We start from the raw sequence: 13,502 nt of genomic DNA, 5'->3' as shown, positions 1-13,502 counted from the left end.
AAAAATATATAGATTAGATCAGCAAAGAGGTAGGTATAAAAAAGGCATGGAATTCATGCCTTAAAAATAATGAATTATACACACTATAAGTAAAGAGGTGTTAAAGCACCATAGCCGCAATCCAACCAAATATAAGTAATGGAATATTAAAATGAATAAAGGTGGGGATCACCGAATCTCGTATATGGTCATGTTGACCATCGGCATTTAAACCCGAGGTTGGCCCAAGTGTAGAGTCTGAGGCAGGAGAGCCCGCATCACCTAATGCACCCGCTGTACCCACTAAAGCCGCAGTTGCCATAACCGAGAAACCTAAATCTAAACATAAAGGAACAAATAAGGTAGCTATAATTGGCACTGTAGAAAACGAACTACCAATACCCATTGTTATCAATAATCCCACCAATAAAATAGAGGCCGCAGCGATAGGCTTATTGCCATCAAATAACGCCGCGCCACTGTGAACTAAACTTGCTACATCACCGGTTGCTTTCATTACTGAGGCAAATCCTTGAGCCGAAATCATAATAAAACCAATCATTGCCATCATGGCGACGCCTTTACTAAATACGTCGCCGTTTTCTTCCCACTTAACAACACCAAATACACTAAATATCATTACGCCTACAAGGCCGCCTAATATCATAGAGCCACTTAGGTTTTGAGCAACCAAGGATGAAAGCACAGCAAACAAACCTACTATCATTACTTTTTTAGGTTTCTCAATGTCGGTAGCTTTGCTTTGTGTTGTTAACGGTTGCGCTTTGTAGTCACGGCGCTTTGCGTAACTTATAAACACCGCAATAATTAACCCAACCAGCATACCGCAGGCAGGAATAATCATTGCCATAGGCACTTGGGTGTTAACTATGTCTAGACCGTTATCAACTAAGTTTTTATGCAAAATAGAGTATAAGTAAATGCCACCAAATCCATAAGGCAATACCATGTAAGAGGTAGCTAAACCAAACGTTAATATACAAGCAATAGCGCGGCGGTCTAAACGTAGTTGATTAAACACAACGAGCAAAGGGGGGATTAAAATAGGTATAAAGGCTATGTGCACAGGCACTAAATTTTGAGATGAAATAGCGCAGCCTAATATAATTAATAAAATAAAATAGCTTAAAAAGGTTTCGCTGCCTGCACCTTGTGCATTCACTTTGTTTAATAGCTTTTCGGCGAGGATACGAGTTAATCCCGATTTTGAAATAGCCACTGCAAAGGCACCTAACATTGCGTAACTTAGTGCAATTTCAGCGCCGGCCGACAAGCCAGAATTAAATGCATCAACACTTTCTTTTATCCCTAAACCCGCTGTTAAACCAGCTACAAGTGCACTAATTATCATAGCTACAATGACATTTACACGGGCTAAGGAGAGCCCAAGCATTAAAATAACGCCTATAACAACCGCATTCATAGTTTTCTCTATTTTGAAGATTTAATTAATTTTATCAGATCTTTAGCCTGATTTTTACGTTCTTTAGTAAAAGGTTTTTTAGCGTAGCGCACTTGGTTAAATAAATAGCTAAATTCGCTTAAAGGTTCCGCAGCATTAGGGCTTTGCTCAGCAAAGTGTATTAACTGCTGATTAGGTGAATAGTGACTAGGCGCCGCTATGTGGTTTTTATCTGCCCAGTGCTTAATTACCTCAAATTCTGAAACTAACGGCGGGCATTTACTTTTATTGCGTGGCCAATTTAAATAAATAAAGTAAGCAGCAAAGCTAAAAGCAAGTCCTAAAACAACCGCTAAAGGTACCAACCAAAGATGTTTACTACCAAAAAGTGATTTTAAAAAATTGCTTTGCTTTTCTTCGTCAAAGCCAAGTACCCAGCTGGTCCATTGGTAATCAAGGGTTTCTAGTTTGAGCCTTAACCAATTAACGGCTGCAAAGTTACTTAAACTCACTAAGCCAAAATCGAGATTACTTTTAAATTCATCATTGAGTTCTTCGTTTTGCGAAAGTGAACCATTTAAACGCTCGGGGGCGACCACCGCAGTGGCATCAAAAATCTGCCACTGATTATTAATATACACTTCAACCCAAGCGTGGGCATCGTATTGACGAATCGATAAATAATTATTTGTTTGGTTTTTTTCACCACCTAAATAACCGCTGGCCAAGCGCGCGGGAATACCGGCGCTTCTAAAAATATACGCTGCTGCACTGGCGTAATGGCCGCAAAAGCCGCGCTTTTTATCAAATAAAAATTGATCAATAGTGCTGTCACCGGTCATAGGCTCGGGGGTTAACGTGTAACTAAATTCTTGTTTAGCAAAGTAGCTAAGCAATGCATTATAAAAGTCGCTTTGCGAGGTTGTTGATTGTTTAAGTCTGGCAGCAAGCTTGGCTGCTTGTTGGTTTGTTTGGTTATTTAAACGTGTGTAATAAGCGGTTTGCCAATTTGAAAGTTGCTCAGTACTCAGTGATGCACTTGATACCTGATACTGCAAGCTTTTAGCTTGATATTGTTTTTTTCGTAATAGCCCTAGCGCATTACTTTCAACATTTTTATTGTTACTGATTGCGTAATCAAGCCCATATAACCATTTTTGATTAGCAGGCTCGGCAATAATAGTGTAGGTATTTTGTACTGCAATTTGTTTATTGGGATCAGCACTTTGATTATTATATTTTAATAAATCAGATGTTTTCCACGCTTTACCATCAAAGGTATCGTGTACAAGTGCTCGCCAATAATAAGGTGAGGCGGGCGTGTCGTTATCAAAACGCGCTCTAAAAACCAGTTCATCAGAATTAGACAGCTTTGCAATATCAAACGGGTCTACCTGTTCAGAGAGCCCTGTTTTAGCAAGCTTTGGCCCAGGTAACTGCCAAAAAGCGGGCATTTTAGGTAAAAACAACAGCAAAAATATAGCTAAGGGCAAAGCAATAAATAACAACTTAGCACTTTGCTTAGAGGCTAATTTTAAACTATGAGAAGATTCAATTAAACTCAATACAGCAAAGTTGAGTAAAAATAGGGCGCTCATGGTTAAGGTGGTTATTATGCTTTGGTTAAACAAATACGCCGATGAAATAGAAAAAAACGTGAGTGTGACAATAATATGGTAATGTTTTTTTGTTTTAGCCTGCAGTAATTTAAAAATACTAGAGAGCAATAACATAGCAACAAACAATATGACTGTATCGCCTATACCTATGGTGTAAATCATTAATATTAAAGCTAACCCAGCCAAAATATTTGCAAGCCACGCGTTAGGTTTAGGGTTGTTAGTCAGTGTTAAGTACACGTTCCAAAGGCATAAAAGCGATAAAACCCCAATAAACAGTATGGGCATATGCGATAAATAAAACGCAAATAAGCAGGCGTATATAAAGCTCATTGCTAAATTAATTGCCCGGTAATTTAATAGCTCAGCCATTAGTTTCTCCGCCGTATTCGCTCAGAAGTGCTAAACACTGTGATTTATCGTGCGTGTCGTTAGTTGTTTTGTAACTTGCTGAGGGCAAAATCAGTGTAAACGGTGTGTTGTTTTCGCATGCATTACACACTAAAAAGCAAAGCTGACTCAAGCGTTGCTCGGTGTTACCCGTTAGCAGGTTAAAATCAAAAACAATATCGGACTTTTTATAATCTATAAATTCTTTTACGAGTAACTGCTGTGATTTAGCGTAATGTTTCCATGAAATTCGCTGCAATCCCATTTCTGGAAAATGCGTAATTAGTTCATCAAACTCTTCGCTGCCGGGCTCTTTAATACTGCCTGTTTGCGTTGTGTGTTCAAACGTACTGTTGTAAGTGTCGTTTAATACATGCTCTGGCGCAGGGTAAACGTAAACAGAGTCATTAGGTTGTATATAACTCCACACGCTTACCAGCCCAAATGGGTAATTACTGTGTATTTTAAAACGTTCAAGGGTATATTTACCGCGAGTATTGTAAGGTAGGTTAATAATTAAAGCGCTGTCTTTGGGCGTAACTTGCGCTAAGTGCTTTGCATATTCTGGGTCACTCGAGTAGCTAAGCGATACTGATTGAGTAAGTGTAGGGGCTTTTAAAATAAATTTAACCGAGCCTTTATTTGGTGAGAAGCTGGCAAAACTTTTTATATATTCAACTTTTAGCCCTTTGGCATTTGTATAACCAAGCAGTACGGCAATAATCATCACGACAAACATTAAATAAGCCATCACCAAAATTAAGTTATTTTGATAATTAATGCCCATAACAAAATTTAAAATAGCCACAATAATAAAGTAAAAGCCGAGTTGCGAGGGCACTACATAAATATTGTTATGAGCCAGCGTAATGGATTGCTTTGAATGCTTGTTTTTAAGTAGTTTATTAAGTAAACGCTTTTTTAATACGCCTAATATACCGACCTTTTTGGCTTTTTTTTTAAATAACACGTTAAACTGGCACAGCAACGGTTTTTAAGATTTCATTTACTTGCGCTTCGCCCGACTCGTTATGCAGTCCTAAGCGGTGCTGGCACACATTTGCAAATACAGCTTGTACATCGTCAGGGGTTACAAACTCACGCCCTTCAATAAATGCCCACGACTTAGCCGCTTTGGCAAGCGCCATACTTGCCCGAGGAGACAGCGAGCCTGCAAATGCTGCGCTTTGACGAGTGTGCGTTACTAATTCAATAATATAATCGATTACAGGGCTACTTATCACAATTTGGTTAATCAAGGTTTGAATTTGTTGTAGCTGCTTAGCGTCTATTCTTTGTGGTAATTGGCTGTAGTCTCGCGGTTTAATGTTTAAAATAAGTTGTTTTTCAGCCTCTTTAGGAGGAAAACCTAAACTTATGCGCATTAAAAATCGATCTAACTGCGATTCTGGAAGTGGGTAAGTACCCGACTGATAAAGCGGGTTTTGCGTGGCAATTACAAAAAATGGATTTGGTAACGTGTACTTAGTACCATCTACTGTAACTTGCTGCTCTTCCATCGCCTCAAGCAATGCACTTTGCGTTTTAGGGCCCGCGCGGTTTATTTCATCTGCTAATACAACTTGGCTAAAAATCGGTCCTTTATGAAATGTAAACGTGTGCTCATTAGCGTTAAATACATTGGTTCCTAAAATATCGGCAGGTAAAAGATCGCTTGTAAATTGTATACGCTGATACGACAGCCCAAGCACAGCAGCAAGTGCATGTGAGAGCGTAGTTTTGCCCATACCGGGTAAATCTTCTATCAGTAAATGTCCTTCACTGAATAAGCAGGTGAGTGCTAGTTTTATTTGTTGTTTTTTTCCAAAAATAACACTCGATAAATCGTCGATAATTGCCGTAACAGTGCTTTGCATACTGACCTTATTTTATTCGCTTAGTTCGAGGCGCTTCATAACAGAATTAACTTTTTTAGCGTTAAAAGGTTTTTCTATAAAGCCTTTAGCGCCTAATTCCCATGTATTTTGCACGTTTTCAAGGGTGTTATGACCCGAGCACATAACAACGTGAGCGTGAGGGTAGCTATCATTAATATGTTCTAGAATATCAGAGCTTTCAGAATCAGGTAAGTCCACATCCAAAAATATGACATTGGGTGATTTTTTATCAAGAAGGGGTTTTGCAGAAAGGTAATCGTTGCTTTCTAAAATATCTTCAAAGCCTAGCTCTGTTAATATTTGGTTTAGGTAGTCACGTATTTCCTTAACGTCATCAATAATAAGTATAGGCTCAAGCGGGCGCACAAATTCCATATGTTAATTACTTCTATTTTTTATACATCTAAAGTAATTTAATTTTATGCTAAGCACTGTATAAGCTCAAGAAAGTAAATCAAAAAACAACCAATTAGCGCTTTTACGCGCCTAAACCTGCCGTATTAATTAAACGCCCATACCATTTAATTGGTTAATAAATGTTAAATAACGCTCTTCAAAAGTTCTCTACAGAACATTTTAAATAAGACTTTAGTCATAACTGGCAATTTTATTTTGGAATTCAAAACTATTAAACCTTTGTTTATAAATATAAATTTTTATAAACACGATTTCATGTAAATGTTTTGTAATAAAAGATGTTGACGTTACATTATTCATTTGTGATTATGCTCACTAGCTGAGCCAATGCCCATTAAGAAGTTTAAAAACACATTAAAGTAAAATGCTCATTCGCTTTAGCTGCACACTGAAAATACACAACACACTAAATAGAGAGTTCATTATGTTAAATAATAAGAAAGCTAAATTTGCGCTAACTTTAGTAGCAGCAGCGTTGGCGGCGCCTGTACAAGCAAAAATGTCAGATTACTTTGACCGCCTTGACGTTAACTTTCTAGCAATGCAAAACTTTCAGTCTATTCAAGCTAAAGACGGTGCATTTCGTCCTGGAGATGAAGAGCAATCATCAGGTTTTGGGCGTATTAGAGCTAACTTAATGCTTAAGTTTCATATAAATGAATACATTACTGCCGACATTGATATAGCCGAAGAGCCAAACGATTTTGGCGGCGGCGACCGTGATTTTTCGTTCCATAACGACTTTGCAGGTATTGAATTTGATTTACTTGGCTTATACGGGACACCAAACGAAAACGAAAATTTAACGCTTCGTTTAGGTAATATTGGCGCGTCTCCATTTCAGTTTAAAGGTTTTCAAGACGGCGCTGATAACCAAGGTAATGCCTTAATTGGTAACGGCATTAACGACTACGCAACCGCAGAAAACGGTGCACAATTAAGCTACACAGAAACTTTTGACAGTGGTGTGCTTCGTTCTTATAACGTAGTGGGTCATATTACTACATCAAGCTTTGGCGAAGCATTTCAGGAAGATAGAGGCTTTAACTACCGCTTACAAGGTACATTAGAGTTTGAAGGTGGCTTTAAAGTTGGCTTAAATTACTTACAAGCTAACCAAGGCGACCAACTTCGTTTTGAAAATGGCGTAGCGAGCTTAGATGGACTCACAACAACAAATTACCGTTTTGGTGATGGCGAAAACTATAACTTTTCGGCTTCTCCTTCAAGCGAACGTGATACTCACGTAGGTGTTATGCCAGGGCTTGATCAGTCTATCATTCAATTAAATTTAGCGTATCAGCCATCAGATCAAACCAGCATCATTTTAATGTTGGGTAAATCGTCTGACGATTACACCTTTGCAGACTCTGCAGGTAACGCAGTGGCAGGTATTACCTACTTTGGTACAGATGGTGTGGCAGACGAAAACGGTACTACGTTTGATTCTAACAGTGTAATTAAAGGCGAAAGCTCAGTAGAATATTACGCCGTTGAAGCACAGCAATATATCATTCCTGAAAAACTTTACGTAGCCGCGCGCTATGCAGAGTCAGAAAACACTTCCGATTTAATCAGCCAAAACGATAACACCGTTGAGCGCTTACAAGTAGCCGCAGGTTACTGGTTTACAGATTCTACACTTTTAAAAGTTGAGTATGTAAACCAAGAAGAAGGCGCAAACTCAGGCGGCCAAATTGGTCGTGGTTTTGACGGTTTCACCTCAGAAATCTCAGTTAAATTTTAAATAGCTTACTAACTTACTGTTTGGTTTAAAGGTAATTTCAGCGCTGTAAATACGTTGAAATTGCTCACCGCTTTATTTACTAAGGCGCTTTACAGTTATTTTTTAAGCGTCATTTAACATATTTATGAGGGTTAACCCGATGAAAACTAAATTATTAATGCTCGCGTGTTCAGTTATGGCTATTAACGTAGCCGCTAAAGAAACCATAACCATTGCCACAGTTAATAATGGTGACATGATCACCATGAAAGAGCTTAGCAATCATTTTGAAGAACAAAACCCAGATATTTCATTAAAATGGGTAACACTAGAAGAAAATATTTTACGTCAACGTGTAACAACTGATGTTGCCACAAAAGGCGGCCAATACGATGTAATGACAATTGGCACATATGAAGTGCCAATTTGGGGTAAACAAAACTGGCTAACTGAGCTTGATAACCTAGGTGAAAATTACGACGTTGATGACTTACTACCGGCTATTCGCAGTGGCTTAACGATAGATAACAAATTATACGCGGCCCCATTTTATGGCGAAAGCTCTATGGTTATGTACCGTACCGACCTAATGGAAAAAGCCGGCCTAGAAATGCCAAACGCGCCTACGTGGAGCTTTATTCAAAAAGCTGCAAAAGCGATGACCAATAAAGACGAAGGTGTTTATGGCCTTTGCTTACGTGGTAAAGCAGGTTGGGGCGAAAATGTTGCTTTAATTACTTCAATGGCAAATTCGTTTGGCGCTCGCTGGTTTGATGAAAATTGGAAACCACAATTTAACACCCCTGAGTGGAAAGCCACACTCCAGTACTATGTAGATGTTATGAAAGAGTCTGGACCTGCGGGTTCGTCAGCGAATGGGTTTAACGAAAACCTAGCGTTATTTCAAACGGGTAAATGTGGTATTTGGATTGATGCAACGGTTGCTGGCGCATTTGTAACCAATAAAAAAGATTCTGAAGTCGCTGATAAAGTAGGCTTTGCACTTGCACCAGATAATGGCCTAGGTAAACGTGGTAATTGGCTATGGTCATGGACACTTGCAATTCCTTCTAGTAGTAAAAAATCTGATGCTGCAATGAAATTTATTAGCTGGGCTACATCAAAAGAGTACAGCCAATTAGTTGCCGATAACAAAGGCTGGGCAAAAGTACCGCCGGGTACTCGCGCATCACTTTATGAAAACGAGCAATATATGAATGCAGCACCGTTTGCACAAATAACGCTTGATTCTATTAATTCGGCCGACCCGAAAAACCCTACTGTTAAACCCGTGCCTTATGTTGGCATTCAGTTTGTAGCTATTCCAGAATTTCAAGGAATTGGTACTGCTGTTGGGCAGCAGTTTTCCGCTGCACTTACTGGGCAAATGACTGTTGAGCAAGCACTTAACACATCACAACGCCTAGTTGAGCGCACAATGCGTAAAGCGCGCTACCCAAAATAAATAAGTAGGCGGGTAAGTTTAACGCTTACCTCGTATTTTTCGTCAGCATTAGCATGTTATCTAGTAGCCGTTTGTCGCTGTTGCTAAGGTTAATGCTGACTTTTTGAAGGTCACTGATATGGCAACTACACAGTCTCGTACGCTTGCACGCATAATGCTATTTCCTAGTGTAATTTTATTACTAGGATGGATGATAGTGCCGCTGTGCATGACACTCTATTTCTCGTTTGTAGATTACAACTTACTTATTCCTGGTGAACGCGAATTTGTAGGCTTTTTAAACTACGAGTTTTTTTTAACAGATCCCGCATTTGTTGAATCCTTTTTTAATACCCTTTATTTAGTAACGGGTGTATTAGCTATCACAATTTGTGGTGGTATCGGTTTAGCTGTTCTCCTCGACCAAGCAATATGGGGGCGAAACTATGTTCGTATTATGGTTCTCGCCCCATTTTTTGTTATGCCAACCGTATCGGCTTTGGTGTGGAAAAACATGTTTATGAACCCTGTAAACGGATTATTTGCACACTTTGCAATTTGGCTCGGGTTTGAACCTATCGACTTTTTTGCGCAAATGCCTTTGTTTTCAATCATTATTATTGTTTCTTGGCAGTGGTTACCGTTTGCTGCGTTGATATTACTCACGGCAATTCAATCCCTTGACCGCGAACAACTCGAAGCTGCTGATTTAGATGGTGCAGGGCCTTTTAGTAAGTTTTTTTACATAGTGCTGCCGCATTTATCACGCGCTGTTACCGCTGTTATTTTAATTGAAACTATATTTTTACTGTCTATTTTTGCAGAAATTTTAGTGACCACCAGTGGCGGGCCTGGGTATGCATCAACCAATATTACTTACTTAATTTACACCCAATCGTTATTACAATTTGATGTAGGCGGGGGCTCAGCAGGGGGCATAGTTGCAGTAATTATTGCCAATATTGTAGCCATATTTTTAATGCGCCTTATTGGTAAAAACTTAGAGGGTTAATCATGGCTAGTGCAGCAAATAAAAAATCAAAACTAATTTATACCCTGGCAGCATGGACCATCAGTGGGATGATATTTTTCCCAATTTTATGGACATTAATCACCAGTTTTAAAACCGAAGCAGAAGCAATATCAGCCACACCAGCGTTATTTGCTTTTGATTGGACACTGGAAAACTATCAAGATGTGTTAGCCCGCTCGCCGTATTTTGATCACTTTTGGAACTCGGTGGTTATATCACTAGGCTCAAGTTTATTGGGCTTATTAATAGCCGTACCAGCCGCGTGGTCAATGGCGTTTGTGCAAACGAAAAAAACTAAAAACCTACTTATGTGGATGCTTTCTACAAAAATGCTCCCGCCGGTAGGGGTGTTAATTCCTATTTATTTACTCTTTAGAGACTTTGCTTTATTAGATACAAAACTGGGCTTAGTTATTGTTATGACCTTAATAAACTTACCGATTATGGTATGGATGTTATACACCTACTTTAGAGAAATTCCGGGTGAAATTTTAGAGGCGTCACGAATGGATGGTGCAACTATTGGCGAGGAAATATTTCATGTATTACTGCCAATCGCATTACCCGGCATAGCCTCAACATTACTGTTAAACGTAATTTTGGCATGGAACGAAGCATTTTGGACACTCATTTTAACCGCTGCGAATGCCGCACCACTAACGGCATTTATTGCCAGTTACTCAAGCCCAGAAGGGTTATTTTACGCCAAGTTGTCGGCAGCATCTGCCATGGCCATTGTGCCAATATTAATTCTTGGTTGGTTTAGTCAAAAACAATTAGTGCGCGGCTTAAGCTTTGGCGCAGTAAAGTAGGAGAACACACATGGGCAGCATCACACTAAAAAAAGTAACTAAAAGTTTTGATGAAGTTAACGTAATTAAACCGCTTGATTTAGAGATAAAAGACGGCGAATTTATTGTATTTGTAGGGCCATCGGGCTGTGGTAAATCAACATTACTACGTATGATTGCCGGATTGGAAGACACAACCAGCGGCACAATTGAGATTGATGGCCAAGATGCCACACAGACGCCACCGGCAAAACGTGGTTTAGCTATGGTATTTCAGTCGTACGCTTTGTACCCGCACATGAGTGTACGCAATAACATTGCGTTTCCACTAAAACGTGCAAAAGTAAGCCCTGCTGAAATTGAAAGTAAAATAGCAAATGCCGCTAAAATACTTAATTTAACTGATTACCTAGACCGTAAACCAGGGCAATTATCGGGCGGGCAACGCCAACGTGTAGCAATAGGGCGCGCAATTGTTAGGCAACCGTCGGCTTTTTTGTTTGACGAACCGCTTTCAAATTTAGATGCATCACTTCGTGTAAATATGCGCTTAGAAATTTCTGAGCTACACAAAAGCTTAGCTACAACAATGATTTATGTAACACATGATCAAGTTGAAGCGATGACTATGGCAGACAGAATTGCGGTATTTAATGGGGGGATTATTGAGCAAGTCGGTACGCCACTTGAGCTGTATCAGCACCCAGTAAATAAATTTGTGGCAGGCTTTATTGGTTCACCAAAAATGAACTTTATTGAAGTAGATAACGATAGCCATGCACAAACGCACAGTTTGGGTGTGCGTCCTGAGCACTTTGAAACTTCAACTGAGTCAGGAACTTGGCAAGGTACTGTAGGTGTAATCGAGCATTTAGGTTCTGAAAGCTTTTTACATGTAACTATTAACGATGGCAGCACGGTTACGGTGAAAGCAGATGGCGATTGCCCACTACAATATGGCGATACAATTTATTTAAGTGCACCTGAGCACAAGGTACATAGATTTGATAAAAATGGTTTAACGATTAAAAACCCAACAGTTTAATCCGCCGTTTTAGGCCAATACTTTAGGAATAGCAAATTTACTTAAAGTATTGGTTATTAAATTAATGTGACACTTCGGCATTTTATAAATGAATGATATATTTGCAAATATTATAAAATGATTTATCGCTAAAACTAAGCGGCTTATCAAAATAAGAGGTTTATGTGGCAAAGCTATCAAATACAGAAATACGTAAGCTCGATGATGCAGCTAGAGCAGGGTGGCTCTATTATGTTGCGGGTAAAACACAAGACGAAATTGCCAAAAAACTCAATGTATCTCGTCAATCGGCTCAACGTATGGTGGCATTATCTGTAAGCCAAGGGCTTATTAAAGTAAGGCTCGATCATCCTATTGCTAAATGTATGGATTTAGCAGAAAAAATTAAAAGCCGTTTTGGCTTAGACTCTTGTGAAGTAGTGCCTAGCGATGGCTCAGATCCAAACTCTACAGTGGGTTTAGCGCAAGCCGGTGCTGCTGAAATACAACGCCATTTAAAATCAGAAACACCGAAAATTTTAGCTATGGGTACTGGGCGCGTATTACGTGCATGCGTTGATGAACTGCCAACGCTAGATTGTAGCCAACACAAAGTAGTGGCTATGCTTGGTAACATGGCACTTGATGGGTCGGCTTCACCTTATGATGTCGTTGTTAGAATGGCCGAGCATATAAATGCAAAGCATTACCCAATGCCGCTTCCTGTATTACCAAGAAGTGTTGAAGAGAAACAGCAATTGCATTCACAACATAATATTACCAGTAACTTAAAATTGGCCACTCAAGCCGACGTAACATTTGTGGGTGTAGGTAGCCTAGGCGAAAAATCGCCATTACATATTGATGGCTTTGTTGATGAGCAAGAGCTAAAAGAGCTACAAAATTTAGGGGCTGTGGGCGAAATGATCAGCTGGGTTTACGACAAACGCGGCCAATTAATTGACTGCACTGTAAACCAACGCGTGGCCAGTACGCCATTAAAAATTGAAGGTAATAAACAAATTTACGCTATAGCCGCCGGTGAAGATAAAGTACTTGCGATACTTGGTGCAGTTAGATCAAATATGATCAGCGGTTTAATTACTAACGAATACACAGCAGAACGTATTTTAAGTATGGATTAGCCAAGGTTGTTTTAGGTAGCTTTTAAAGCTTACGGTAATAACTGACTGAATGAGCCTTTATTTCTCAAAAAGGAAAACTAACAGGCTCATTTTAAAATACCAATAAAGCTTTTATAAATGTAGGCTTTTTATAAAACGTTTTGAATAGCGCTGTGATAAAAGAACGTTAATGAAAATAGCAAAGCAAAAACTGCTATGGTTAAAATTTTGAAGTAGCCAATGCTTAAATTTATTTGTAAGTAATATAGTTAGTAAAGTTTTGAGTGTAATGGATAATAAAAACGTAATGACCAGGAATAAACTAAAAGCACATAGCAAAGTAAGGCTTGGAATAGCTTGGTAAAAATAACCTTAATGTCCGATACCGTCTAGTATTGGACATAGCAGGAGTGTAATACGCACTCCTTATTATAATATACATAACCACCTATAATTTATATTATGTTAAATAAGTTGAGTTAATACATAATCAGAGTAACTATAAACCCCTATTTCTGGTGTTTTGTAATAGTCTTTTAAAGTTGGTCTTTCAGTTAACCGTTCAAATTGTTATGTACAGTAACTTTCACAACAACTTACGGACTACATTATTTTACACCGATATTTTCGCAAA

11 protein-coding genes are annotated in these 13,502 nt (G+C 39.0%); 6 read left to right on the top strand and 5 right to left on the bottom strand.

Annotated features, from left to right (window positions below; all coding sequences use genetic code 11):
• Positions 1-100: 100 nt before the first annotated feature.
• Genes CWC04_RS13965 through CWC04_RS13945 form a run of 5 tightly spaced genes read right to left on the bottom strand, consistent with a single transcriptional unit; the run spans position 101 to position 5,684 of the window.
• Positions 101-1,423, bottom strand: coding sequence for a Na+/H+ antiporter family protein (locus CWC04_RS13965; protein WP_138685718.1), 1,323 nt, complete (start codon positions 1,421-1,423; stop codon positions 101-103).
• An 8-nt stretch (positions 1,424-1,431) separates the two neighbouring features.
• Positions 1,432-3,393 (bottom strand): transglutaminase TgpA family protein, encoded by a 1,962-nt coding sequence (locus CWC04_RS13960; RefSeq protein ID WP_138685717.1) that lies wholly within the window; start codon positions 3,391-3,393, stop codon positions 1,432-1,434.
• Positions 3,386-4,399 carry a DUF58 domain-containing protein gene (locus CWC04_RS13955; RefSeq protein ID WP_138685716.1) on the bottom strand — a complete coding sequence of 338 codons (1,014 nt, stop codon included), beginning with the start codon at positions 4,397-4,399 and terminating at the stop codon, positions 3,386-3,388. Before CWC04_RS13955 ends, CWC04_RS13960 begins: the two co-directional genes overlap by 8 nt.
• The gene (locus tag CWC04_RS13950; RefSeq protein ID WP_138685715.1) at positions 4,383-5,288 is read right to left on the bottom strand and encodes an AAA family ATPase; all 906 of its coding nucleotides are present in this window, start codon (positions 5,286-5,288) and stop codon (positions 4,383-4,385) included. Before CWC04_RS13950 ends, CWC04_RS13955 begins: the two co-directional genes overlap by 17 nt.
• A gap of 12 nt (positions 5,289-5,300) precedes the next feature.
• Positions 5,301-5,684 (bottom strand): response regulator, encoded by a 384-nt coding sequence (locus CWC04_RS13945; RefSeq protein WP_029772290.1) that lies wholly within the window; start codon positions 5,682-5,684, stop codon positions 5,301-5,303.
• A 466-nt stretch (positions 5,685-6,150) separates the two neighbouring features.
• On the opposite strand from CWC04_RS13945, the gene CWC04_RS13940 reads away from it, so the two are divergent.
• From CWC04_RS13940 to CWC04_RS13915, 6 genes are all read left to right on the top strand, one after another.
• Entirely contained in the window at positions 6,151-7,473 is a 1,323-nt protein-coding gene (locus CWC04_RS13940) for a hypothetical protein (RefSeq protein ID WP_138685714.1), read from the top strand.
• Between the two features lie 139 nt (positions 7,474-7,612).
• The gene (locus CWC04_RS13935) at positions 7,613-8,917 is read left to right on the top strand and encodes an ABC transporter substrate-binding protein (protein WP_029772292.1); all 1,305 of its coding nucleotides are present in this window, start codon (positions 7,613-7,615) and stop codon (positions 8,915-8,917) included.
• 118 nt (positions 8,918-9,035) lie between these two features.
• Positions 9,036-9,908, top strand: coding sequence for a carbohydrate ABC transporter permease (locus tag CWC04_RS13930; protein ID WP_024033631.1), 873 nt, complete (start codon positions 9,036-9,038; stop codon positions 9,906-9,908).
• A 2-nt stretch (positions 9,909-9,910) separates the two neighbouring features.
• A complete protein-coding gene (locus CWC04_RS13925; protein WP_004586533.1) occupies positions 9,911-10,741 on the top strand; it encodes a carbohydrate ABC transporter permease in 831 nt (276 codons plus the stop codon).
• Positions 10,742-10,751: 10 nt separating this feature from the next.
• The gene (locus tag CWC04_RS13920) at positions 10,752-11,765 is read left to right on the top strand and encodes an ABC transporter ATP-binding protein (protein WP_138685713.1); all 1,014 of its coding nucleotides are present in this window, start codon (positions 10,752-10,754) and stop codon (positions 11,763-11,765) included.
• A gap of 164 nt (positions 11,766-11,929) precedes the next feature.
• Complete coding sequence (locus CWC04_RS13915; RefSeq protein ID WP_004586535.1) at positions 11,930-12,889, top strand: sugar-binding transcriptional regulator; 960 nt, start codon at positions 11,930-11,932, stop codon at positions 12,887-12,889.
• The last annotated feature ends 613 nt before the right edge of the window (positions 12,890-13,502 follow it).

Origin of the sequence: Pseudoalteromonas sp. S2893 (genome assembly GCF_005887105.1) — a bacterium.
In the GTDB taxonomy this organism is placed as follows: Bacteria; Pseudomonadota; Gammaproteobacteria; order Enterobacterales; family Alteromonadaceae; genus Pseudoalteromonas; species Pseudoalteromonas atlantica.
Note: the sequence above shows the minus strand (reverse complement) of the source record. Positions and strands in the feature narration are given on the sequence as shown.